The following is a 22,663-nucleotide window of genomic DNA, read 5'->3' on the forward strand; positions in this document are numbered from 1 at the left end:
GTTTGGAAGGGATAAGCGCTGAAGGCATCTAAGCGCGAAGCCCCCCTCAAGATGAGATTTCCCATCCTTAATGGAGTAAGATCCCATGTAGATAATATGGTAATAGGCCTGAGGTGTAAGTACAGTAATGTATTCAGCTGACAGGTACTAATAGATCGAGGACTTGACCAATGACCAGTGTTTGGAACAAACACAGAAGGTGGCAGGCTTTTACGAAGTAAACGCCGAGAACCCTAGTGTCCACGTGCAAACACAGTATAAGGTTTAAGACCACGCAACAAAACGGTTGATCTGATATATGCAATTTTGAATGTACAAGTGAAAACTTGACGTTTATATAGAGTACGATTGTAAATCGTACGAATCCAGTGATGATGGCGGAGGGGCTACACCTGTTCCCATACCGAACACAGAAGTAAAGTCCTCCAGCGTCGATGGTACTTGGCGGGCAGCTGCCTGGGAGAGTAGAACGTTGCTGGTTACAAAGAGATCTGATTGAATAATCAGGTCTCTTTGCTTTTTTGAAAGATCATACCTGTTACATGACGCAACGTTCTCCGCGCTTAAAGCAGCGCAAGGCTGTATTTTATATGCTCATGTTCATTAGAAGCATCTATTGAAATAGTACTTCCACAAAGCGGAGTACAGGAATCCGAAAACCAATCCGCAGAGTACGCAGTACTCGAGGACTCTTGGTGTGAGGGTTGCTGTACGGAGCGTATCCTTTACAACTAATGTGCATTATGCTAGAATAGTCAAATCACACAAATTAGATAGAAGTGGATGAATTTATTGTGATCACATGATTAGATAGAATTAGATGAATTCAGTTTAATCACATGAATTGAGTATAGCAAGTGGCTTCAATAAAGTTGTATAGATTAAATGGAATTAAGAGACTTCTATAATAAGCACATGTACTCAATAGATTTAGAGCAAGTGGATCGGAGATGAATGAGGTAATAAAATGTGGAGAAAACAAGGAAATGGATATAAACTTAGTTCTTTAGCAGAACATAATATACATAAGTATATTTTGTATTCAGTATTTAGCAATTTGTTAATTTTGGGGCCAATACTGACAATTTTCTTTTTGGCGAAGGGTCTCAATTTTACACAGATATTCACTATAGGTGCGGTGAATAGTCTTTTTGTTGTTTTATTTGAAGTGCCCACAGGAGCAGTAGCGGATAAGTATAGCAGAAAGTTATCCATAATAATTGGGTGCATCATGTGGATAATTTCACTTTTCATCTATATTTATGCACAGAACTTTGCTACTTTTATTATTGCTGAAATTATATTTTCTATAGGTATGACTTTTAAATCTGGCGCTGAAATGGCTATTTTGTATGATTCTTTAAAATTGGAAGATCGAGAACATGAATTTCAAACGATTGTTGGAAAAGGTAGATCCTATTTTTTATACGCTTCTGCAATTGGATCATTAGTTGCTGGTTTTGTCTATAGTTATAATATCTATTTGCCTTTTATGATTTCAATAGGTTTCATTTTTATTTCCTTAGTAATTGCCATTTTGTTTAAAGAGCCGAAGCTACATGAGTTTAAGGTGCATAGTGAAATTAAATATACACAAGTTATTAAAAACAGTGCTGGATTGATTCTTAATAATAGAAAGGTTTTAAATGTCGTCTTGTTTAGCACGGTTACATTTATATTTATGAGAATGGCATATTCTTTTTATCAGCCGCATATGCAAGCGTCGGGTGTGGACGTAAAGTACTTTGGACTTATCTTTTTTGCCTTTAACATTGTGGCAGGATTTTCTGCTAAGCGCATTGACTTTTTTATTAAAAAAACAAAACCTTATTCTATGCTCAGCGTGGGTGGACTTGTTGCAATTTCATATCTATTATTGGGATTATTTCCTGTTTTAATCAGTTTTTCTTTTATATTTCTTCAGCAAATTACACGCGGACTTGGTAATCCAGTATTTAGTAAGTACATTAATAAAAATATTCCTTCTGAGTATCGGGCAACTGTTATTTCCTTCAATAGTTTAATTGGCAATGTGGGTGTCATAATCTTGCAACCATTATTTGGGTATTTAATTGATAAATACAGTGTATTTTTAGTTGAAATGGGTATAGGAGTGTTGATGATCATATGCTTAGGGTTAATTGAAATATTTGTAAAACGAAATCAAATGAAACAGGGCTAAATGCTGAATTTTGAAGGATTTTAAGATTCGAAATTCATTATAAAATTAGTGTTTTAAATAATTTGACACTATCCAAAATTCTGTATAGAATGAAATAGAATAGATTATCTTGGAGGATGAAATGGATCTTTTTGATCAGAAAAAAGAAAACAAATCGTTAACGTCTTTGATCTTCGAAAGAATTAGAGAAGACATCTTAAATGGTAGATATGCCCCTGGTGATAAATTGGTTGAGATAAAGTTGGCCGATGAATTGGGTGTAAGTAGAACACCAGTTAGAGAAGCTCTCAAACAGTTAGAGCTTGATGGCTTGGTAGACAACATACCTAATAGGGGGGTAGTTGTAAAAGGCATTACTTCTGAAGATATTGATGATATTTTAACGATTAGACTGTGTATTGAAGGTTTGGTTGGTCAATGGGCTGCTGAACGTATTGAGGATTTCGAAATTAAAGAATTACAAGAAATTTTCGATTTGATGGAATTCTACACTTCCAAAGGAGATGTTGAAAAGATATTTGAACTCAACACGAGATTCCATGAAACGCTTTATAAAGCAACAAAAAGCAGATATTTAGAAGGCGTGTTAAAAGATTTTCAGTTGTTCATTAGACAATCCAGAAATAATTCATTAAAAGCCGAAGGCAGAATTGATTTTGCATTGGAAGAACATAGAGAGATATTAAGCGCATTAAAGAAGCACGATCAAGAGAACACACGAAAAGCATTGACAAAACATATAAGTGCATCTAATGATAACATTAAGCATTTGATATAGTTAAATTAATGCTATAAATTAAGCCATTTCTCATTGAAATGGCTTAATTTTAATAAATATGCGTGGAGGGGCGGTTATGTCGGAAAATAGACGAAAACTGATTATTGAAAAATTGAATTTAAATACAGAACCAATCACTGGGACAGAATTAGCTTCTTCTTTTGAAGTTTCAAGACAGGTGATTGTTCAGGATATTGCAATACTTCGCGCAGAAGGGTACAGTATTTTAGCCACATCTAATGGCTATATAATTCCTAAAATTCATGGGCAAAATCGAATCATTAAAACATTTGTGTCTGAGCATAAAGGTTTTGAACGCATGGAGGAAGAACTTAGAATTATTGTTGAATATGGTGGCAAAGTTATAGACGTTATCGTTGAGCATCCGGTATATGGTGAAATCGTAGGTACGCTGTTAATATCTAATATGGATGACGTTGAGAAATTTATTAAACGTGTTGAAGAAACCAACGCACAACCACTTTCATTATTAACAGATGGTGCACATGTTCATACGATAGAAGTTCCAAGTGAAAAAATATTTAAATTGATCAAAGCTGAGCTTTTTGAAAAAGGCTTTATAAAAGAGCAGTAATTTTTTTAATATTTACTGACAAGACATATGTCTTTATAAGATGACAATACAGAGATTGATTTCTAGAGTATTGATAATAAATGATTCGATTCTAAAGGAAAAGAGGGATATGATGGGGATTAGAAATTATTTGATAAAAACATTAAACGGTATGGCCTTGGGATTATTTGCGTCATTGATCATTGGATTGATTCTTAAGCAGATTGGTGATTTGGTAGGAATTCAACAGCTTGTTACATTTGGAAAAGCTGCACAGGTTATGATGGGACCAGCTATAGGGGCAGCTGTTGCATACAGCGTAGGTGCCTCACCACTTGGTATTTTTGCATCTATTGTGGCTGGGGCTATTGGTGCAGGTAGTATAAAAATAAATGAAACCAGTCAGATGATTATAAACATCGGAGAACCCATGGGTGCATTTGTATCAGGGTTAGTTGCAGCAGAGTTCTCGAAATTGATATCTGGCAAGACAAAAGTGGACATTGTTTTAGTGCCTGCGCTGACGATTGTGGTTGGAGGCATTGTGGGCATGACATTAAGTCCTGTTATAGCTTCTATAATGAAGGCGTTGGGCGCTGTTATAAATACAGCCACAGAACTCCAACCGGTGCCAATGGGAATCATTGTAGCGGTCATTATGGGGATTGTACTAACACTTCCAATAAGTAGTGCAGCGTTGGCGATATCTCTCGGACTATCAGGTGTGGCTGCAGGCGCATCACTTGTGGGCTGTTGTTGTCAGATGATTGGCTTTGCATGTATAAGTTACCGTGAAAACGGCATTGGTGGATTCATTGCTCAGGGTTTTGGGACGTCAATGCTGCAAGTGCCCAACATCATAAGAAATCCAAAAGTTTGGATGCCGCCCATTATTGCCAGTGCAATATTGGGTCCTATTAGTACTGCTGTGCTTCATCTTGAAAGCAATAGTATCGGTGCAGGTATGGGAACAAGTGGCCTTGTAGGTCAATTTGGGACTTTTGCCGCCATGAGTGAAACCACCTCCATGTCAAGTCTGTTGTTATTAATAGGCATGATGCATTTTATATTGCCTGCAGTGATCACATTTATAATAAGTGAATGGATGAGAAAAAAGGGTTGGATCAAACTTGGCGACTTAAGCCTTGAGGGAACGCATAAATAGCTAAATAGGCTATGGATCCCCGTGCGAAAAACAAATAGATGATAAATTTAAAAAAATGAGCGATGACAATATAAAATTGAAATCGCTCATTTTGATTTTATTTTAAGTTCAAATCCAATACATGGATTACCAGAACTTTTAAAAACAACAACAGAGGGAATTTGTTTTGATTTAAATCCAAACTGGCGACAGCCATGAGGATTATTGGGGTCCCAAGTCACATAATAATATTTACATTTTCTGCAGTCAATTGCCATTCTACTACTCCTTGCATAACGGATTGTATTGAGAAACATAACTCTATTGTAACGGAGGATCTATTTTTTTTCAAATCAAATTCATGAATGGCGTTGAAGATCCTTTTTTCTGGATTACAAGAGTTTTTTCAACGAGACCTCCAGATGATATTTCAAAGGAAATATGATATAATTGGAATGATTTAAAATATGGTGGTGTTTGGATTGAATAAAAATAGTAAAATCGGTGTATTTGATTCTGGACTTGGTGGCATTTCGGTGCTTTATGAAATTCATAAGCTCATGCCAAATGAATCCATTGTTTATTTTGGAGACTCTGGAAATGCACCTTATGGGATAAAAACTAAAGAAGAGGTCGTTGAACTTTCAAAGCGGATTTGTGATCATCTTATTGAAAAGGAAGATGTAAAGGCAATTGTCATTGCTTGCAATACAGCGACAAGTGCTGCAGTGGATATTTTGAGAGGCCAATATAATATACCAATCATAGGAATGGAACCGGCAATTAAACCGGCAATAACGGGAACAGAAGGTGTTATTGTGGTGATGGCTACGGAAATGACGCTTAAGGAAGAAAAGTTCAATAATTTGCTTTACTCCTTTGAAGAGGCGCATCGAATTATTAAAATGCCTTCACCTGAATTGGTTGACGTTGTTGAAAATCACATGGATGATATCGAATATATAAAAAAATCTATTTCAAATTACTTAGATTCAATAAGTGAGCATGTTGAAGGCATTGTTCTGGGATGTACGCATTTTATTTTTTTAAAAGATTTTATTGATGAATACTATGATCACAAGGTTGAAATCTTTGATGGCAATTTTGGGACGGCAAGTCAACTTAGGAATGTACTTCACACATTAGAGCTCTTAAGCGATGAAACCTTTGAAGGTGAAATCAGTATTTTTAATTCGAGAGATAGTGCATTTGTTGAAAAGTCAAAAAATCTGTATCAATATTTGAGAAAGAGAGAACAAGATGGCCATAAATGAACCTTCAGCTGTCGATGTTAAAATGATGGCATTAGTGAATGAAAAATTGCAATTGATTTTAGAAGAGGCTATTTTTGACGAAAAAGCTGAACAAATTTTTAGAATGCGCTACGGTATTGACTGTCAAATTCAAGTTCCTAAAAACATATCGAAGACACTTAAAGTGCCCATGAAGAAATTACATTTGGAGATGCATCGCATTGACAATAAAGTATTTAATATTTTAAAGAAGCATGATTTGTTTGAACAGATCTAGCATGATTTATTTGAGCAGATCTAAATCGAACTTAGAAGATCAAATGGAGCCAATCATAACGGCTGTGGATAGAAGCTAATAACTAAACTAACATAATAACTAAACTAAAATAGCAACTAAAATAAAAGCACACTTAACCTATGCATGTCTCTTTAGATTAAGCGTGCTTTTGATATTTTATTCTCTATATTAATGCTTGATCACATTTTCTCAGAGCCATCCTTAATGAACGGCTAAGTTTCTACTTTGGACACTCATCTCTTAACTTTTTAATCGCTTTGAGATTTTATTGAGGTATGAGCGACTGAGTTTTATTAAGTCATGTAAAATCATCGGCGTCATAGCATACATAACCAGCTGAGTTAAAAGAGTGAATTCAAAGTCGAATCGCATGCTCCAGAAGGCACCAATCATGAAAATGAGAATTAAAATGCCCGAGGTGGTATTTAACGCAGTTTGATGAAATGCAATTTTTCTCAACGAGATAGAAACGGGATATTGAAAGATAAAAGCCATCCCCACAAAGACAAGTCCCATAAAAAATAGAGGTTCAGGGTGATAATTACTGTACGAAATCATGAGACAATAAAGGCCGACCCATATACCAATGTGCAGTATGTTGGAATTAAAATAGCTTATGGATTTCGATTTAACGGGCTTTGACGTATCCACAGTTTCTACAAAAAGAGCTAATCCCAGTAAGCCGGATAGGCTTAAATTGAGTAAGAGCAATAGATATGGAGAAACGGTGAAAAGCATTCTAAGCGTAATTAACTCCACTAAATGCAATGATATGATGAATGATTTCAATTTATCAAATCTTATAACCAGAGTTTTGCTTTCTTCAAAAACTTCAGAAAATGATTTTTCTTCATAGGTCTTATCCACAAAATAGTCAAATAAAGTATCGTCCAGTTGCTTTAGAGGCGACTTTTCACAAGCTGTTTTTAAAATTACGGCAGTGTTTTTTCGATAAAGTGATACAATTCGATGTACTTGATCTTCATTAAAACGAGTCATAAAAGTATATCGATGTAGAACAGGGGCAAGTGTCTTATTTGAAAAAGTAATGAGTTTACTCTGATCAAATACTCTGCTCTCCTCGTTTAGTAGATTTAAATGTTTGGCAATGGCATTCACATAAATTGGTGATTCTTGAGAAAATGTGATCACTTTATAGGGTTTATCACAATGGATTTTTTCAAAATAATTGGCCGATTTCTCAGCGATTTTAGGGGTCGTTTTAATCGGTGCAAAAATACTGATTGCGCCGATATAAATAAGATCCGATGGGATATCGTCAATGACGTTGTCTCTGGAATCTATTTTAAAAGCATATCCCCAAACGCGCTCAAGTGCGTGTCCATGTTTGTGTTCAGAGGCAATGATTTTGGCAACATGTTCTTTTTTCAGAATATCGATGCCGTTTTGTGTTAAGACGTGAGTACATCTCTCCAGCAGTTGATCCAAGTCGCCCATACACATGAGTTGAGTCATATGAGTTTTTATCTCTTGATGTTGAGTCAGCCAGAGACCTTCATTTTGCCATGCTCTTATTTTAGGCCACTGTGCAGACAAGGCAATTTCGTCAATTGGAAAAAGGGATTGCAGTTGAATCTTGGAGGGTACAAGTCGTTCGTCTTCATGAGCACATAAGAGTGCTGTCTGAAGCAGTTTGGTCATATTTTTACGGCCCAGTAAAGTCTTATCATTTACAGCTGAATGCTCTGAAAGCGCAATTTCTAAATCAAATGTTTCAAGGTGAGCAATTCTCGAATTACTGTAGTCCACTAAATGGTTCATATCAGTGACGATGAGATTGCTTTTATGAATCGATTTGGATGTTTCCAGAGAATCAGATTTATACGAAATGAGCTTTGGATAGAGTTTAAATGCTTGATTTTGAACGAAATAAAGTTCAACAGGCATCAATACAACCATCAAAAGCTGAATCAATTTATTGGGCATAAATACGATGCCTATAAAATAAATGGCTATGGCTATTAACATTTTAATTTGATGTTTCTTTTTATCGGAATCTTCAGGTGAATGAGTCGCATTAAAGTACAACATGAAAAGTCCTTTCTAAGATGAATGGAGTGAGATTCTGAAAGATTATAACTGGCTCAAATAGGTTTTAATTCTACTTAATCCCTCTTGAACAAGGCTGAGTTCAGTTGCATAAGAGAGCCTAATGCAATGGTCATTTCCGAACGCAATCCCTGGCACAACTGCAAGATCGTATTGTGTTAACAGATCATCACAAATTTGTAGGGAAAGACTGTCTTCAGCATTAAATTTGTCCTTGTAGTACGAGAGATCCATGAAAAGATAAAAAGCACCATCGGGTTGTATAAAGGTCACATGGTCAATCTTACGAAGTGTTTCAACGAGGAGATCTCTTCTCAATTTATATTCAGAAACCATTTGGGTCATATCGTCTAGACAATCTGTAAGTGCAGCAGCGCCAGCCCATTGGGACACAATGCTTGGATGAGATACTAAATGGCCTTGAATCGTAGAAATCGCTTTGGCAATTTCAGGAGAAGATGCGGTGTAGCCAATGCGCCATCCAGTCATTGCAACAGATTTTGAAAGGCCGTTGATAACAACTGTAATTGCTTTTGCTTCAGGAGAAATAGAAGCAATGGATGTGAAATCATCTGTGTAGCAAATGCGTTCATAGATTTCATCTGCCAAGATGAAAAGGTCTTTTTCGATGCAAAGGTTTACAAGTGGTTCCAGTTCAGATTTTGTGTACACGGCACCTGTAGGGTTAGAGGGATTATTGATGAGTAGCATTTTAGTCTTTGGTGTAACGGCATTTTTAAGCTCTTCAAGTGTAAGTTTAAATTGATTTTCAATCTTTGTGTCTACGAGTACGGGAATACCACCGCAGAGTTTGATCATTTCTGGATAACTTGTCCAGTAAGGTTTTGGAACGATGACTTCATCTCCGGGATCTAAAATTGCAAGCAAAGTGTTTGTAATGGCATGTTTTGCGCCTGAAGAAACGACGATATCTGTCACTTCATAGTCAACGCCATTTTCAGTTTTCAATTTATTGACAATTGCTTTTCGAAGCGCCATTAGTCCTGGAACCATGTCGTATTTGGATTCATTTCTTGCAATCGCATCAATGCCCTCTAGTTTTGCCTTTTCAGGCGTAAAAAAATCAGGTTCTCCTATACTCAAATCTATAATGGATTTACCTTCAGATTTTAGGGCTTTTACTTTAGTACTTATACCAATGGTATAAGAGGGTGTGATGGTTTGAACTCTTTGAGATAATTTCATAATAAGGTCACCTTCAGGTGCTAAAACACCTGCCTTTCAGTGTAATTTTAAAAAGTTTACATTTGTTTGATGAAACAAGCATTCTAATGTGTTAGAATTATTATAGCAATTTATTGCAAAAACACAAAGACTGAGGTTAAAAATGTCTGTTTTAGATTGGATTTTAATTGGTGCAATCATTCTTTTTTTTACAGGGGTAGCTTTTTTTGCGCTTGGAGATCTCTTTAGAGATCGTAAATTTTATAAAGATAAGCTTAAAAATATTCAAAAAATGTCCGATTATAAGCAGAAGAAGCCCGTTTCAAATTCTGGAAAGGCTAAAAGATGAGACTGTTAGAAGCACTTCGTGCCATTGAATCAGAACAATTGCATTCATTTTATATGCCAGGTCATAAAAAACATCCCCAATTTATAAAAAAACTTGAAAATTTGATTCACTTAGATATTACTGAAATTCCAAAAGCAGATCATCTTCATGAGCCTAAGGGCTGTATACTTGAAACTCAGAATTTAATAGCTTCCACATATGAATCAGGGGCGTCTAGACTTCTGGTCAACGGTAGTACTGTGGGATTGTTGAGTATGATCATAGGCAGTTTGGACGAAGGGGACGCTGTTTTAATAAATCGAAATGCACACAAATCTGTTTATAATGCAATAACTTTTGCTAAGCTAAAACCCTACTATTATCTCCCTGAATATGATGATTATATGGGTATAGTTGTCGATTATGATGTAGAGCGGATTTGTTCTATTTTGAAAGAGAACACGCATATTAAAGCCGTCATTTTAACATATCCCACTTATGAGGGCGTTTGTATGGCGTTGAAGCGTGTTATAGACTTTTCTCATGAACGCAATATTCTAGTTCTAGTAGATGAGGCGCATGGTGCTCACTTAAAGTTTAATTCGGAGTGGCCAATATCTGCACTTGATTTAGGCGCTGATATTGTAGTTCAGAGTTTTCATAAAACCCTACCGGCTTTGACGCAGACTGCATGTTTACATTATGGCAAGCATTTGACTGAAAGCATGAGAGGTAAGCAGATTATACAGCAAGTGGATGATTGTTTAAAGACTTTCCAGACAAGTAGTCCGTCATATGTCTTAATGGCATCAGTGGATGCCATGCTTGATCTAATGCTTGAAGAGGGAAAGCTTTGGAGTGAAGAACTTACATCACAGATTGAATGGCTGTATAAAGAGACCCAAGATTTAAAAACCATTGCTTTTTATCATACGAAAGTTAAAAAAGATCCAAGTAAGTTATTGCTTCAAATTCATCCGGATTTTTATGAAGAAGGCGTTTGGGATGGTGAGGTGCTTTCAAAGTGTTTAAGGGAAATGGCGCATATTCAAGTGGAGTATGAAACCCAAACAATTCTTTTATTCATGACGAGTATCTGTAATGATCACTCTGATTTTGAAGCTCTTGCAAACGCATTAAAAACATTGGATAAGTTGAGAATTTTTGAGCTTTCAAGTGAATCTATTAAATCAGAAGCACGTTTAAAGCAAAGTTCAAAATTCAATTTTGTAAAACTGTATGAGGGATTGATTAAATCTGAGATTCAAATTTATCTACCTCATGAAGTGAAACGCAAAACATATACAGAAGTGATGGCTGAGGCCGCAATAGGTGAGATCAGTGCTGATTTTATAACACCGTATCCACCTGGAATTCCTATTTTAGTTCCTGGTGAGCGCATTACACAAGGTGCAGTGGATTTATTAAAAATACTGTTGGGTGCAGAGCTGAAAAAAATTAAGATTCTCGAAAGGAGCCTTGAGGAATCCTCAAGATAAATATTATGGATAAAATAAAAAAAGAATTACTCGAATGGGGACAAGCAATACTGGTTACATTAGTCATTTTTTTAATTTATAATTTCTTTTTTGCGACGACAACGGTTTACAATACGTCTATGTTTCCAACGTTAGTTGAAAAAGATATGCTTTTTATGGTTAAACGTTCAGAGCTTAAAGCAGGCGACATTGTCTCTTTTAAATCAGATTTGACTTTGTCAGCACGAGATATTGATAGTCTTAATTTTATTCAGAAATTGCTACATCATGAAGGGGAACGTAAAAATCTTATAAAGAGGGTGATCGCTGTTCCTGGAGATAGTATTGAAGTCAAGGATGGTGAGGTAATTGTAAACGGTATTATTCTGGATGAACCATATATCAATACAGTGACCAATAAATCCGCTTATTATGAAAAGATTCCAGAGGGCATGTACTTCTGTATGGGTGATAATCGATTTGTCAGTTATGACAGTAGAGAGATTGGTTTAATTTCTGGAGATGACATGATTGGCAAGGTTGTTTTTAGGTTTATGCCATTAAGTAAAATAGGTAAGGTGAATTAATTTTCGAAATTGTGGTATAATAGTGAGTAGAAGTTACTTTTGAAAGGAGGCCTATTTATGAAATTGATTATTGCAATCGTCCATGACGAAGATGCACATGCACTCGTAAAACAATTAACACAAGCTGATTTTGGGGTGACTAAATTAGCTTCCACTGGTGGTTTTCTAAAATCCGGTAATACCACTTTGATTATAGGAACACCCAAAGAACGTGTTGAATCAGCACTTGCCATTATTGAAAAGACAAGTCAGACGAGAAAAGAGATTACAACGACAACTTCATTATTGGGAGACAATTCAGTTATGGGAATGCCACTGGAGATCACTGTTGGTGGTGCCACTGTATTTGTAGTAGATGTGGAAAAATATATTAAAATGTAAAGGGTAGCGGTATGCAGTATCAAACACAGAGACTTTTTTTAGAAAAGGCCATATTAGGTGGCAAGCTATCACATAGTTATATTTTTTCAGGAACGGATGATATCAAGTTTTCAACTGAAATTGCAAAGTTAGTTTTGTGCAAACAGGAACACACCGGCTGTGATTCCTGTTCGTCATGTTTAAAAATAAATTCGAACAATCACCCGGATCTTATGATCATTTCACCAGATGGCAATTCAATTAAAAATGCACAAGTAGAAGCTTTTCAAGAGTATATCTATATTAAACCCTTCGAGAGCAAATTTAAGATTGTCATTTTTAAAGATTTGGATTTGATGACGCCAAGAGCACAAAACAGAATTCTTAAGACACTGGAAGAACCGCCAGAATATGCTCTTTTTATTTTTATGACATACAATTTAGAAGCTGTTCTTGAAACCGTTGTTTCAAGATGCCAAGTGATTCAGTTTTATCATGCTTTGGAATCACAGGGAGAAGAAATTGAACAAGAAATCTTAAATAAGGCAATTGAGTTTGTTAAAAGTATTGAGTTTAAGGATGTAAATCGGGTTTTCGAATTTGCCCTATATGCCAAAGAAGATAAATCAAGGTTTCAAGTTGTGATCAACAGAGTTGCTAAAATACTCAGGGACGTCATGATCTTCCGTGAAACTGAAAATCTTCAATTGATAAATTCTGAAAATTTCACTATACTGGACTATAGAGATCAACTTGAAAAACTCAATAAGAGTTTTACCACTGAAAAATTGGTCGAGTTGATCTTCATTATAGATGATGTCGAATTAAAACTTAAAAATAATATGAACTTTGAACTTACAATTGATCAATTGCTGTTCAAATGTATACAATAGGAGGCATAAATGATCACTGTCGTAGGCGTGAGATTTAAAAAAGCTGGCAAAATTTATTATTTCGATCCAGGTGATGTAGACGTTAATAAAAACGATCATGTGATTGTTGAAACTGCTAGAGGTGTGGAATATGGCGAATGTGTCATTGGAAGAAGAGAAATCACTGAAGATCAGATCATAAGTCCATTGAAGCCTGTTCTTAGAACTTCAACATCTGAAGACGATGAAATCCATTTAAATAATAAAAATAAGGCAAAAGAAGCGTTTGATGTTTGCATTGAAAAGATTCAATTACATCAGCTTGATATGAAGCTCATAGATGTGGAATATACTTTTGATAACAATAAAGTTATTTTCTATTTTACAGCAGATGGCCGGATTGACTTTAGAGAACTTGTAAAAGATTTGGCAGCTATTTTTAGAACGCGGATTGAGCTTAGACAAATAGGCGTTCGTGACGAATCTAAAATGGTAAAAGGATTAGGGCCTTGTGGGAGAGAGATTTGTTGTGGGAGTTGGTTAGGCGATTTTGCGCCGGTTTCTATAAAAATGGCGAAGGATCAGAATCTGTCACTTAACCCCGTTAAAATATCAGGACTTTGCGGTCGTTTGATGTGTTGCTTGAAATATGAATACGAGACTTATGTACAAATTCGAGTGGGCATGCCAAATAGAGGCGATAAAGTCAAAACACCAGATGGCAGTGCATATGTTGTGGACACCAATATTTTACTTGAACAAGTAAAAGTTAGACATATCATAAAAACAAGTCCTCATGAAGAACTTAGTGAAGATATAGTCCCTTATAACAAAGCGAACATTAAAGTGATTGAAGTTAACAAAAGTCATGGACATTCTCATGTGGCAGCGATTCCAACTGAAACAGAGCCTGTGGATTTTGTGGCATTAAAAAAATTAGAAGACTAGAATTTTAAAAGAGCTTTGTGGCGATTCCCATTAAAGCTCTTTTCTATATTTACGAGGGTAGCGGTGGAGATCGAGGATTTAAAAATGAAATTGGGAGAGAGATGTATGAAAAGACTGGAGAGAGATCTTGAAAAAGAATTGGTCATGCCGCATGAGCGAGTGGACGATTTACAATTGGATGGGCTTAAAATTATTCAAGATCCAAAGGGTTTTTGTTTTGGTATAGATGCTGTATTACTAAGTCATTTTGTAAAGGTGAAGCGCACACATCAAATTGTTGAATTTGGAACGGGCACTGGGATTATTCCCATATTATTGGCTGGTAAGACAGAATTTAAACATCTCTATGCATTTGAAGTTCAGGAAGAAGTTGCTGATATGGCCAGCAGGAGTGTGAAATTAAACCATTTGGAGGATAAAATTGAAATTATAAGAGCCAATTTAAAAGAGGCACTTCAATATTTTGATAAGGGCACAATGGACACGATTGTGAGCAACCCACCTTATATGAGCACAGATGGCGGTATTAAAAATCCTTCTGATAAGAAGGCCATATCAAGACATGAAGTGCTCTGTACACTTGAAGATATCATCGTTAATGCCAGCAGTCTTTTAAAACCTGGGGGAAATCTGTATATGATTCACAGGCCAAATCGATTGGCAGATCTCATATATCTTTGCAAGCAGAATAAGCTAGAGCCCAAAGAAATTAGAATGATTCAGCCTTATGCGCACAAAAAACCCAATATCTTTTTAATCCGATGTGCCAAAGGTGGGCGTTCAGATCTTAAATTTCATGATCCTTTGATTGTGAGAACAAATCAGGGGGATTACACGAAGGCAATTTACGATATTTATGGGATGGAGAATATAACGGTTTTTGAATAGATAGAGTTCAGATGTCGTTATTGAGATAAAATGCATTATTATGAACAGATCTATGGCATCAGATTTAAGGAGATGGATCATGAGAGGTAAGTTATATATATGTGGGACGCCCATTGGCAATTTAGAGGATATCACTTATAGGGCACTTAGAATTTTACAAACTTGTGATGTGGTTTTTGCAGAAGATACTCGACACAGTTTGAAGTTGCTGAATCACTTTGAAATTAAAAAACCGCTCTATAGTTATCATGAACACAATAAGCAAATAAAGGGACCTGAAATTTTAAGCAAATTAGATGCTGGAGATATGGTGGCACTTGTGACGGATGCAGGGATGCCAGGAATTTCAGACCCTGGTCACGATGTGATAAAACTGTGTATTGAACAGGGGTATGAATTTGAAATTATACCCGGTGTCACAGCATTTACCACTGCACTTGTGGGATCTGGACTGGATACTTCTCGGTTTATCTTTGAAGGGTTTTTGGATCGAGATAAAAAGATGCGCAAAACCTATCTTGAATCCATTCAATATGAGAAAGGCACGTTGATTTTTTATGAGTCACCGCATCGAATTAAGGCGACTTTGAAAGCTATTTACGATGTGTTAGGGAATAGAAATTCAGTTATTGCAAGGGAACTCACAAAAAAATATGAAGAGTATAAAAGAGGCCCTTTGTTAACTCTGATAAAATCACTTGAGGAGCAAGAGGTAAAAGGCGAGATTGTACTGCTGATTGAAGGCAGTCTTGAAGAAGCGCCAAAGGGTGAGAGTGTGATAGAAAGTTTATCTGTGGAGGCATTGCTAAATCATTATATAGAGCAGGGCATCGATAAAAAAGAAGCAATTAAAAGAGTTGCTAGAGAAAAACAGGTCAAAAAATCTGAAGTATATGCCATTTCAATTAAAGAGCCTCTCTGATTGACTAAGGATTCTGTTTGACTTAATATGATTTTAAAAGAGCGTTCATGGAGAGGAGGAAATGATTTTCTAAGGAGAATATCATAAAGTATAAGATGACGGATAGAGAAAAAATTATAAAACTTCATGAACTGGTCGGAAAAATATATGAGAAACAGCAGAAACAAGCGGATGTTACTGAGATAAAATCGCTGGTGGATACCTACAATGAATTATATGAAACTCTCATTGAAAATTATCTAGACTTTAAAGAAATCAGTGATCATCTCTTTGACGGCATCTATGTGTCAGATGGCGAGGGCAAAACGATTTATGTAAATGAAGCTTATTCTAGAATAACCGGAATTGACAAGCATTTGGTACTCAACCGAACGGTAAAAGAGATATCACAGGAAGGTAAAATTTATCAAGGCGCTGTTACGATGAGGGTTCTAGAAGAAAGAAAAAGGATCAGTTCCATTGGGAAAAGTCTCTTAAATAACAGAGAACATCTCGTTACAGGATCGCCTATTATGGATGAGCACGGTGAAATAAGGCTTGTGGTCATCAACAACAGAGATATCACGGAGTTAAGAGACCTTGAACAGGAAATTTGCAATCTCAAATCTCATAGAATCAAAGCAGCTGAAGAAATTAAATTTCTGAGGAAGCAACTCTCCAATGAAATTATAGAGAGCCAAGAGGTAGATACAAAAGCGATTTTCGATGTTATTGAGACCATAGCGCCAACAGATGTTTCTGTATTGATCACTGGAGAATCTGGAACCGGAAAAGAAGTTTTTGCCGATGCAATTTTTAATAAAAGCAACAGAAAAGATAAACCTTTTGTAAAGATTAACTGTGCTGCAATACCAGCAGAATTGTTGGAATCAGAACTTTTTGGATATGAAAAGGGTGCATTTACAGATGCGAGTAAGAAAGGTAAAATCGGTTTATTTGAACTTGCCAATGAAGGTACGATTTTACTTGATGAAATAGGAGATATGCCAACGAAGCTACAGATAAAATTATTGCGCGTATTGCAGAACAAAGAAATTATGAGACTTGGGAGCACTGAAACGATAAATTTGGATATCCGTTTAATTGCCTCTACCAATAAGGATCTTCATAAGGAAATGTTAGCAGGCAGATTTAGAAAGGACTTATACTATCGCATCAATGTCGTTCCAATCCACTTAAAATCTCTCAGAGAGCGTAAATGCGATATTATTGTTTTTGCAAATTATTTTTTAGAGAGATACAATAAAAAATATGGAAAAAATTTGACCTTTGAGAAGGGCTCGTTGAAAATATTAGAGGCCTATGATTGGCCGGGCAATATCCGTGAAATGGAAAATGTAATTGAGCGTATTGTTGTTGTCAACAGAGAGCCCGTTATTAAAGTCAAGATGTTGCAAAATTTACTCCATCTATCTGATTCTGATAAAGATGAGGGTCAAAATACTTCAGGATTAAAAGATGAAGTTGAACGATTTGAAACTCAAATTATTGAAAAGGCATTAAAGCAGCATGGCTCGATTAATAAAGCTGCAAAAGCTTTGAAAATTAGCCAGCCAGCGCTTTCAAAAAAATGTAAGCGCATAGGCGTTAATTATAAAGATTATCTGTTATAACATTAAGAATAAGCGCATTATAACTATAGTTATAATGCGCTTATTCTTAACTTTGTCACTTAAATACGGCTTTATAAAGCATAAATTATTTGTATCCATACATAGTTATAACTTTTGTTATATAAAATGCGTTATGCCATAGAGCAACAAAACGGATAAATCATTCAGTATTGTTGGAATTTAAGCGTTTCTAATCAAATTTGCCAACTGGCATGCCTTTTGCAATATATACTTGTGCAATCTACAAAAGTAATTTGTAGTAAAAGAAGTAGAGCGTAGTGAAAGGAGTTTTTATGAAGAAGAGAATTATAACTGTGGCACCAACAGGTGCTTGGCCGACAAAGGAAAACAATCCCAATGTGCCAATGACGCCAGAGGAAATTGCGAATGATGTGTATGAGTGTTATCAGGCTGGGGCAGCAGTGGCACATCTTCACATGCGTGATGAAAATGGCAAAGGTACAATGCGCAAGGAGCTCTTTGCTGAGACGGTTAAATTGATCAGAGAAAAGTGCGATATCGTCATTAACTTGACAACGTCAGGAGATTTAGAGGCGACTGATGAGACGAGACAAGCACATCTTAAAATGATTAAACCGGAAATTGCATCTTATGACTGTGGTTCTATGAATTGGATGCATAATTCATTATTTATTAATCACCCTAAGTTTTTAGAGACATTGGCTGTTACAATGAAAGCAAATAATGTGAAACCAGAAATTGAGATTTTTGATGCGGGTATGCTTTATAATGCGCTGTATTATAACAAAAAGGGATTCCTTGAAAACAATATGCACTTTCAATTTGTATTAGGAGCTGCTGGTGGCTCTGCTGCAACTGTTGAAAATTTAGTTTATTTGAAAGGGTTGTTGCCAGAAAAATCAACATGGTCTGCACTTGGCATCGGAAAAGGTCATATTCCAATTTTACTGGCAGCAATTGCCTTAGGTGGTCATGTTAGAGTTGGTATGGAAGATAACGTGATGTATTCTGAAAATGAGTTGGCAAAGTCAAACGCTCAATTCGTTACGCGTGCGGCAAACTTAATAAAGGAATCAGGATACGAAGTGGCAACACCGGATGAAGCAAGAGAGATCCTTGGATTAAAAAGGAGTTAATTATGATCAAAAATGTTGCAGTAATAGGTGGTGGCACTATGGGGCATGGCATTGCAGAAACTTTTGCAATGCACGGTTTCCAAGTCAATGTTTATGAACTCAATTCAGAAATCCGTGATCATCTCTTAGAGGCTGTTGAAACAGAACTCAATTTTATGGCAGAGCATGATGTTGTTAAAAAATCAGAGATCCGTTCAATACTTGAAAGAATTTCAGTATTCGATGACTTACAGCGTACTGTTGCAGACGCAGATTATGTTATTGAAGCTGTTCCTGAGGTGATTGAACTCAAACAAAAGTTATTTAAGGAAATGGATGGCTATTGTAAACCAGAGGCCATTTTTGCATCCAACACTTCAAGTTTGGCACTAGAAGATATGATGAGAGATGTAAGCGAAGAAAGAAAAAAGAGAATGATGGTCTGTCACTGGTATAACCCAGCACATTTAATGCCGATAGCAGAGCTTTCTTTCTTTGGCAATATGCCTCTTGAAATTTATAAACAGGTAGAATTACTTTATACGCATTCAGGGAAACAGGTTGTAAAAGTGTTAAAAGATGTACCAGGACTTGTTGCAAACAGAATTCAACAAGCCATTGCAAGAGAAGTATTTTCTCTTATGGAGATGGGGGTAGCTGAGCCAGAAGATATAGATAAGGCCTTAAAATTTGGTCCTGCGTTTAGATATGCAACAGCAGGGCAATTGGAGATTGCAGATATGGGGGGACTAGATATCTGGTGCACCGTTGGAGATAATCTTTTAAAAGTAATGGATAATAGTTTGTGTGCCAATTCGATATTGAGGGAAAAAGTGAATTCAGGAGACCTTGGGATCAAAACAGGGAAAGGTTTTTTTGAATATCCTCAAGATCAAATGGACCAAAAGAAAGAGGCCTTTAATAAGCGCCTAATTACGCAGTTAAAAATTATTTCAAATTATATTTAATTTAAGGGGGAGAATATGTTTACGAATACAAATGCAAAGAAAAGTAATGGTTCGCTGTTATGGCGCTTTAGCCAAAAGTTTGAATTTGCTGCAGAAAATATTATTCCAGATCCACTTGTTTTCTGCCTAATTTTAACGTTAATATTATTTGTATCTGGCGTTTTATTTACAGATTTTGGGCCAACCGATATGGTTAACTCATGGTTTAAGGGGATATGGTCCCAAATTGGTTTTGCATTTCAGATGTCATTTATGGTTGTAACTTGTTCTGTTACAGCAAGATCGAAACAAGTTAAAGGTATGCTTTCTAAATTTGCTGGTCTCGCCAAAACACCAGTAACAGCTATTATATTACTCATGATTTTCGGATATGTGGCAAGTTTTATGAACTGGGCATTTGGTACGATAGCGACACCAGTACTCGCTATGCTTTTGAGTAAAAAAATTAAAGGACTCCACTTTCCGATGCTTATTGCAGCGGGCTATTCAACTATGATTTTGGGGCAATGTCTTGGTCCCAGTGCATCCGTGTACGCATTAATTGCTGGACAAGACCACTTTTTGGTGGATAAGATCGGCGTTATAACACAGGATGTATCTGTATACAACCCGCTCAATACGATATTGTTCTTTATATTGGCCATTGGAACGATCATATTGACAATTATGGCAATGCCTCCAAAGGATCAAATCGTTGAATTTAAAGGATTTGACGATGAGGACGAATCTGAAGAAGAAGTCTCAAAAACAACGGGAAAACTATCTTTTGCAGATCGAATGAATGGCAGTAGATTGATTATGTATCTCATCGGTTTAGGTGGATTAGTGGTTATTGGAACAACTATATTTGAAAAAGGATTTTTAGGTTCTTTAAGCCTAAACTTTGTAATTTTTATCTTTTTAATAGCAAATTTCTTTTTATATGGATCGCCAGCAAAGTTTGTAGGCGCTTACAAAAATAACATGAGTCTTGCGACAGATGTCATGATACAGTTTCCGTTTTATGGCGGTATATCTGGGATGATGATAGATTCTGGACTTGGTCAAGTTATAGTGGGTGGATTTACAGCTATTGCAACAGCTGAAACACTTCCGTTTTTTGCATATATTTCAGCATCCATTGTCAACTTATTCATTCCATCACAAGGGGGACAAATTATTGTTCAGGGACCAATATTAATTGATGCGGCATTATCTTTAAAGGCGAATGTCCCACATGTACTCAATGCCTTTGTGTACGGTGATGAAGCGACAAATTTACTTCAACCCCTTTATGTTATACCAGCACTTGCAATTGTCAGAATGAAATTAAAAGATGTTTGGGGATATATGGCCTTTATCTGGTTATTCTGGCTCATTGTGACCTCGATAGGATTGCTCGTGCTACCAAATTTCTTCTAATAATTTAAAAGTAGCAGTTGAATTCAAATCAGTTGAATTCAAATCATATAAAATGACATCACATAACTAAAAGTTATTTATGCACAAAAAATATGTAAAGCCAGCGCTTTTGCGTTGGCTTTATTTTACAGCAAATAAACTACAAACATTGTGCCATATAAAATTAGAACAAAACTATAATACTCTAATTTCATCTACACAAGCAGGGCAAATATTTTTGCCTTTGATGTTTTTAACACCTTTTGCTTGACCACAAAAAATACAAGCTGGCTCATATTTTTTTAAGATGATTGTTTCACCTTCAGTGAAAATTTCTAGAGCATCTTTCTCGCCGATGCTGAGTGTACGTCTTAATTCAATTGGAATAACCACTCTGCCAAGCTCATCGACCTTTCTTACAATACCTGTTGATTTCATTGTAAACCTCCTGAGACAATTTTAAACATTTCCATGATATAATAATAGCTTATAATTTTCCATAAGTCAACAAATGTAGTAAAAAACGAGAATGTTTTTTAAAAATTGATAACTGCGCTTTAAAAATTATATTGCGCGAAGGCATTGAAATTCAAGTCTATAAATCATTCAATTCTTTTTCTGTTTCCTTGATCGTCTCTTTTAAATCTTCCAGTTTTTCCCCAAAAAATTTATCATAAATGGCCTTTCCAATGGCAACCGTATGCATAAAAGAAGCAATGCCATCCATGAAAGACTGATTTTCCTTAAGTGTTTCCGTTATGGACTCAGAGGTTTCAGCAACATTGTCAACCGTTCCTCTAAAAGCGCTTACATCATGTGCAAATTCTCCAGAGATGACTTCGATATTCTTTGTCAAATCAGGAATAACGTCAAGCGTTGCATCAATTTTTGTGCGATTATCCTCCACCACATGATTAACCGTTTTAATAATTTTAAAGGCCTTGGTTAAAATTAGAATGAGATATGTAAAGATCACTACTAATAGTCCCCAAAGTACAAATAAAAGTATATCTTTTAAAGAAATGACAATTTCACTATTCATGAATTAACCTCCTAGTTATGAGTTGAATAAATTTGAATTCAGTCGTTAGATGTTTGGATTCTAAAAATATTATACCTTAAATTTATGAAAAAAACAGAAAATAAAATAAGAGCAGATCGAGAACTTTAATAAGCATAAAAGTTTTCGATGGGCTCTCTAATTTGTAATTGGAATATTTTTAATAAATCAAATTATAATTTCACGGCATATTCTTTATTGTTAATTCGGATGCGATGCGCATCAATATAAAGTGACGAGTTATTGATATTCACAGCAAAGTTTGGAACAGAAACGAATAGGTCTTCTGAGGATCGCGTATCCACCGCAGTAAACTCACCAAATCCCAGCGTGTCATAAGAAATAATATTCAGATTCTTATCTGAAAGCTCAAGCTCTGTTTTGAGATCGTGATCGATAAAGTAAAAGGCCTTTACATCTTCAAAAACAATCAGAGCATTATCGTCATAGTCATGTCGTATTATATCTATTGAAATTTTATCAAAATCCATATCAAAGTTAATGGCATCAATTTTACCTTTAGCGTAGTTATCTAAAATGGGGTTAAAACTGTTAGTCATAAGACACCTCTTTCCTTAATTCAAAACAAGTTTCAAAAGCTTGTTGAGCTATAGGGACTTGTTCTATTAATGTCGCTTAAAATTGTATAACTTTTAAAACACATATATTAATATCATA

The 22,663-nt window shown here is 35.8% G+C and carries 24 protein-coding genes and 2 rRNA genes; 20 read left to right on the forward strand and 6 right to left on the reverse strand.

Annotation, left to right across the window (positions count from 1 at the left end):
• The 6 genes from ISU02_RS08815 to ISU02_RS08840 form a co-directional block, all read left to right on the forward strand.
• Window positions 1–171 (forward strand): 23S ribosomal RNA (locus tag ISU02_RS08815); the annotation flags it as partial.
• A gap of 193 nt (window positions 172–364) precedes the next feature.
• A 5S ribosomal RNA gene (gene rrf / locus ISU02_RS08820) occupies window positions 365–481 on the forward strand.
• 486 nt (window positions 482–967) lie between these two features.
• The gene (locus ISU02_RS08825; RefSeq protein WP_194701466.1) at window positions 968–2,182 is read left to right on the forward strand and encodes an MFS transporter; all 1,215 of its coding nucleotides are present in this window, start codon (window positions 968–970) and stop codon (window positions 2,180–2,182) included.
• 121 nt (window positions 2,183–2,303) lie between these two features.
• Complete coding sequence (locus tag ISU02_RS08830; protein WP_194701467.1) at window positions 2,304–2,960, forward strand: GntR family transcriptional regulator; 657 nt, start codon at window positions 2,304–2,306, stop codon at window positions 2,958–2,960.
• Between the two features lie 76 nt (window positions 2,961–3,036).
• The gene (locus ISU02_RS08835; protein WP_228727772.1) at window positions 3,037–3,555 is read left to right on the forward strand and encodes a transcription repressor NadR; all 519 of its coding nucleotides are present in this window, start codon (window positions 3,037–3,039) and stop codon (window positions 3,553–3,555) included.
• A 112-nt stretch (window positions 3,556–3,667) separates the two neighbouring features.
• Window positions 3,668–4,699, forward strand: a complete 1,032-nt coding sequence (locus tag ISU02_RS08840) for a PTS transporter subunit IIC (RefSeq protein WP_194701469.1) — start codon at window positions 3,668–3,670, stop codon at window positions 4,697–4,699.
• A gap of 86 nt (window positions 4,700–4,785) precedes the next feature.
• Here the strand turns inward: ISU02_RS08840 and ISU02_RS08845 are convergent, their stop codons facing one another.
• A complete protein-coding gene (locus tag ISU02_RS08845) occupies window positions 4,786–4,956 on the reverse strand; it encodes a uracil-DNA glycosylase (RefSeq protein WP_194701470.1) in 171 nt (56 codons plus the stop codon).
• A gap of 204 nt (window positions 4,957–5,160) precedes the next feature.
• Here ISU02_RS08845 and murI point away from each other — a divergent pair, with 204 nt between their 5' ends.
• Both murI and ISU02_RS08855 read left to right on the forward strand, forming a co-directional pair.
• Window positions 5,161–5,952: a glutamate racemase gene (gene murI, locus ISU02_RS08850; protein WP_194701471.1), complete on the forward strand. Its 792-nt coding sequence runs from the start codon at window positions 5,161–5,163 to the stop codon at window positions 5,950–5,952.
• The gene (locus ISU02_RS08855; RefSeq protein ID WP_194701472.1) at window positions 5,939–6,208 is read left to right on the forward strand and encodes a hypothetical protein; all 270 of its coding nucleotides are present in this window, start codon (window positions 5,939–5,941) and stop codon (window positions 6,206–6,208) included. Before murI ends, ISU02_RS08855 begins: the two co-directional genes overlap by 14 nt.
• Before the next feature lie 261 nt (window positions 6,209–6,469).
• Here ISU02_RS08855 and ISU02_RS08860 read toward each other — a convergent pair whose 3' ends face one another.
• The gene (locus ISU02_RS08860) at window positions 6,470–8,281 is read right to left on the reverse strand and encodes a cation-translocating P-type ATPase (RefSeq protein ID WP_207736237.1); all 1,812 of its coding nucleotides are present in this window, start codon (window positions 8,279–8,281) and stop codon (window positions 6,470–6,472) included.
• A 42-nt stretch (window positions 8,282–8,323) separates the two neighbouring features.
• Entirely contained in the window at window positions 8,324–9,505 is a 1,182-nt protein-coding gene (locus ISU02_RS08865) for a pyridoxal phosphate-dependent aminotransferase (protein ID WP_194701474.1), read from the reverse strand.
• A 142-nt stretch (window positions 9,506–9,647) separates the two neighbouring features.
• Between ISU02_RS08865 and ISU02_RS08870 the strand changes: the two genes are divergently transcribed.
• The 12 genes from ISU02_RS08870 (at window position 9,648) to ISU02_RS08925 (ending at window position 20,946) form a co-directional block, all read left to right on the forward strand.
• Window positions 9,648–9,833: a hypothetical protein gene (locus ISU02_RS08870; protein WP_194701475.1), complete on the forward strand. Its 186-nt coding sequence runs from the start codon at window positions 9,648–9,650 to the stop codon at window positions 9,831–9,833.
• Window positions 9,830–11,311 (forward strand): aminotransferase class I/II-fold pyridoxal phosphate-dependent enzyme, encoded by a 1,482-nt coding sequence (locus tag ISU02_RS08875; RefSeq protein ID WP_194701476.1) that lies wholly within the window; start codon window positions 9,830–9,832, stop codon window positions 11,309–11,311. Before ISU02_RS08870 ends, ISU02_RS08875 begins: the two co-directional genes overlap by 4 nt.
• Window positions 11,312–11,316: 5 nt before the next feature.
• Window positions 11,317–11,877 (forward strand): signal peptidase I, encoded by a 561-nt coding sequence (lepB, locus tag ISU02_RS08880; RefSeq protein WP_194701477.1) that lies wholly within the window; start codon window positions 11,317–11,319, stop codon window positions 11,875–11,877.
• A 57-nt stretch (window positions 11,878–11,934) separates the two neighbouring features.
• A complete protein-coding gene (locus tag ISU02_RS08885) occupies window positions 11,935–12,258 on the forward strand; it encodes a cyclic-di-AMP receptor (protein ID WP_194701478.1) in 324 nt (107 codons plus the stop codon).
• An 11-nt stretch (window positions 12,259–12,269) separates the two neighbouring features.
• The gene (locus ISU02_RS08890) at window positions 12,270–13,130 is read left to right on the forward strand and encodes a DNA polymerase III subunit (protein ID WP_194701479.1); all 861 of its coding nucleotides are present in this window, start codon (window positions 12,270–12,272) and stop codon (window positions 13,128–13,130) included.
• A gap of 9 nt (window positions 13,131–13,139) precedes the next feature.
• The gene (locus ISU02_RS08895; protein ID WP_194701480.1) at window positions 13,140–14,057 is read left to right on the forward strand and encodes a PSP1 domain-containing protein; all 918 of its coding nucleotides are present in this window, start codon (window positions 13,140–13,142) and stop codon (window positions 14,055–14,057) included.
• Window positions 14,058–14,162: 105 nt separating this feature from the next.
• Window positions 14,163–14,945, forward strand: coding sequence for a tRNA1(Val) (adenine(37)-N6)-methyltransferase (locus ISU02_RS08900; RefSeq protein WP_228727773.1), 783 nt, complete (start codon window positions 14,163–14,165; stop codon window positions 14,943–14,945).
• 79 nt (window positions 14,946–15,024) lie between these two features.
• Window positions 15,025–15,867, forward strand: coding sequence for a 16S rRNA (cytidine(1402)-2'-O)-methyltransferase (rsmI, locus tag ISU02_RS08905; RefSeq protein ID WP_194701481.1), 843 nt, complete (start codon window positions 15,025–15,027; stop codon window positions 15,865–15,867).
• Between the two features lie 95 nt (window positions 15,868–15,962).
• Window positions 15,963–17,480: a sigma-54 interaction domain-containing protein gene (locus ISU02_RS08910; RefSeq protein WP_194701482.1), complete on the forward strand. Its 1,518-nt coding sequence runs from the start codon at window positions 15,963–15,965 to the stop codon at window positions 17,478–17,480.
• Window positions 17,481–17,773: 293 nt separating this feature from the next.
• Entirely contained in the window at window positions 17,774–18,598 is an 825-nt protein-coding gene (locus ISU02_RS08915) for a beta-keto acid cleavage family enzyme (RefSeq protein ID WP_194701483.1), read from the forward strand.
• A gap of 2 nt (window positions 18,599–18,600) precedes the next feature.
• On the forward strand, window positions 18,601–19,545 hold the full coding sequence (locus tag ISU02_RS08920; RefSeq protein WP_194701484.1) for a 3-hydroxyacyl-CoA dehydrogenase family protein: 945 nt from the start codon (window positions 18,601–18,603) through the stop codon (window positions 19,543–19,545).
• A gap of 15 nt (window positions 19,546–19,560) precedes the next feature.
• Window positions 19,561–20,946 (forward strand): short-chain fatty acid transporter, encoded by a 1,386-nt coding sequence (locus ISU02_RS08925; RefSeq protein WP_194701485.1) that lies wholly within the window; start codon window positions 19,561–19,563, stop codon window positions 20,944–20,946.
• Between the two features lie 174 nt (window positions 20,947–21,120).
• Here the strand turns inward: ISU02_RS08925 and ISU02_RS08930 are convergent, their stop codons facing one another.
• The 3 genes from ISU02_RS08930 to ISU02_RS08940 all read right to left on the reverse strand — a co-directional run bounded on the left by ISU02_RS08930 (window position 21,121) and on the right by ISU02_RS08940 (window position 22,545).
• Window positions 21,121–21,363 carry an AbrB/MazE/SpoVT family DNA-binding domain-containing protein gene (locus tag ISU02_RS08930; protein ID WP_194701486.1) on the reverse strand — a complete coding sequence of 81 codons (243 nt, stop codon included), beginning with the start codon at window positions 21,361–21,363 and terminating at the stop codon, window positions 21,121–21,123.
• Between the two features lie 157 nt (window positions 21,364–21,520).
• Window positions 21,521–21,967: a hypothetical protein gene (locus tag ISU02_RS08935; protein WP_194701487.1), complete on the reverse strand. Its 447-nt coding sequence runs from the start codon at window positions 21,965–21,967 to the stop codon at window positions 21,521–21,523.
• Window positions 21,968–22,158: 191 nt separating this feature from the next.
• Entirely contained in the window at window positions 22,159–22,545 is a 387-nt protein-coding gene (locus tag ISU02_RS08940; RefSeq protein WP_194701488.1) for a YxiG family protein, read from the reverse strand.
• Window positions 22,546–22,663 lie beyond the last annotated feature (118 nt).

This window comes from Fusibacter ferrireducens (assembly GCF_015352425.1).
In the GTDB taxonomy this organism is placed as follows: Bacteria; Bacillota; Clostridia; order Peptostreptococcales; family Acidaminobacteraceae; genus Fusibacter_A; species Fusibacter_A ferrireducens.

Bases quoted from the DNA above. Each gene is read 5' to 3' on its own strand.
- ISU02_RS08935 (WP_194701487.1), bottom strand. From the start codon at position 21,967: ATGAATAGTGAAATTGTCATTTCTTTAAAAGATATACTTTTATTTGTA.
- ISU02_RS08915 (WP_194701483.1), top strand. From the start codon at position 17,774: ATGAAGAAGAGAATTATAACTGTGGCACCAACAGGTGCTTGGCCGACA.
- ISU02_RS08830 (WP_194701467.1), top strand. From the start codon at position 2,304: ATGGATCTTTTTGATCAGAAAAAAGAAAACAAATCGTTAACGTCTTTG.
- rsmI (WP_194701481.1), top strand. From the start codon at position 15,025: ATGAGAGGTAAGTTATATATATGTGGGACGCCCATTGGCAATTTAGAG.
- ISU02_RS08885 (WP_194701478.1), top strand. From the start codon at position 11,935: ATGAAATTGATTATTGCAATCGTCCATGACGAAGATGCACATGCACTC.
- ISU02_RS08900 (WP_228727773.1), top strand. From the start codon at position 14,163: ATGAAAAGACTGGAGAGAGATCTTGAAAAAGAATTGGTCATGCCGCAT.
- ISU02_RS08875 (WP_194701476.1), top strand. From the start codon at position 9,830: ATGAGACTGTTAGAAGCACTTCGTGCCATTGAATCAGAACAATTGCAT.
- ISU02_RS08835 (WP_228727772.1), top strand. From the start codon at position 3,037: ATGTCGGAAAATAGACGAAAACTGATTATTGAAAAATTGAATTTAAAT.
- ISU02_RS08920 (WP_194701484.1), top strand. From the start codon at position 18,601: ATGATCAAAAATGTTGCAGTAATAGGTGGTGGCACTATGGGGCATGGC.
- ISU02_RS08895 (WP_194701480.1), top strand. From the start codon at position 13,140: ATGATCACTGTCGTAGGCGTGAGATTTAAAAAAGCTGGCAAAATTTAT.
- ISU02_RS08855 (WP_194701472.1), top strand. From the start codon at position 5,939: ATGGCCATAAATGAACCTTCAGCTGTCGATGTTAAAATGATGGCATTA.
- ISU02_RS08940 (WP_194701488.1), bottom strand. From the start codon at position 22,545: ATGACTAACAGTTTTAACCCCATTTTAGATAACTACGCTAAAGGTAAA.
- ISU02_RS08925 (WP_194701485.1), top strand. From the start codon at position 19,561: ATGTTTACGAATACAAATGCAAAGAAAAGTAATGGTTCGCTGTTATGG.
- ISU02_RS08845 (WP_194701470.1), bottom strand. From the start codon at position 4,956: ATGGCAATTGACTGCAGAAAATGTAAATATTATTATGTGACTTGGGAC.
- ISU02_RS08930 (WP_194701486.1), bottom strand. From the start codon at position 21,363: ATGAAATCAACAGGTATTGTAAGAAAGGTCGATGAGCTTGGCAGAGTG.
- ISU02_RS08825 (WP_194701466.1), top strand. From the start codon at position 968: ATGTGGAGAAAACAAGGAAATGGATATAAACTTAGTTCTTTAGCAGAA.
- ISU02_RS08860 (WP_207736237.1), bottom strand. From the start codon at position 8,281: ATGTTGTACTTTAATGCGACTCATTCACCTGAAGATTCCGATAAAAAG.
- ISU02_RS08890 (WP_194701479.1), top strand. From the start codon at position 12,270: ATGCAGTATCAAACACAGAGACTTTTTTTAGAAAAGGCCATATTAGGT.
- ISU02_RS08840 (WP_194701469.1), top strand. From the start codon at position 3,668: ATGGGGATTAGAAATTATTTGATAAAAACATTAAACGGTATGGCCTTG.
- ISU02_RS08870 (WP_194701475.1), top strand. From the start codon at position 9,648: ATGTCTGTTTTAGATTGGATTTTAATTGGTGCAATCATTCTTTTTTTT.
- ISU02_RS08865 (WP_194701474.1), bottom strand. From the start codon at position 9,505: ATGAAATTATCTCAAAGAGTTCAAACCATCACACCCTCTTATACCATT.
- ISU02_RS08910 (WP_194701482.1), top strand. From the start codon at position 15,963: ATGACGGATAGAGAAAAAATTATAAAACTTCATGAACTGGTCGGAAAA.
- lepB (WP_194701477.1), top strand. From the start codon at position 11,317: ATGGATAAAATAAAAAAAGAATTACTCGAATGGGGACAAGCAATACTG.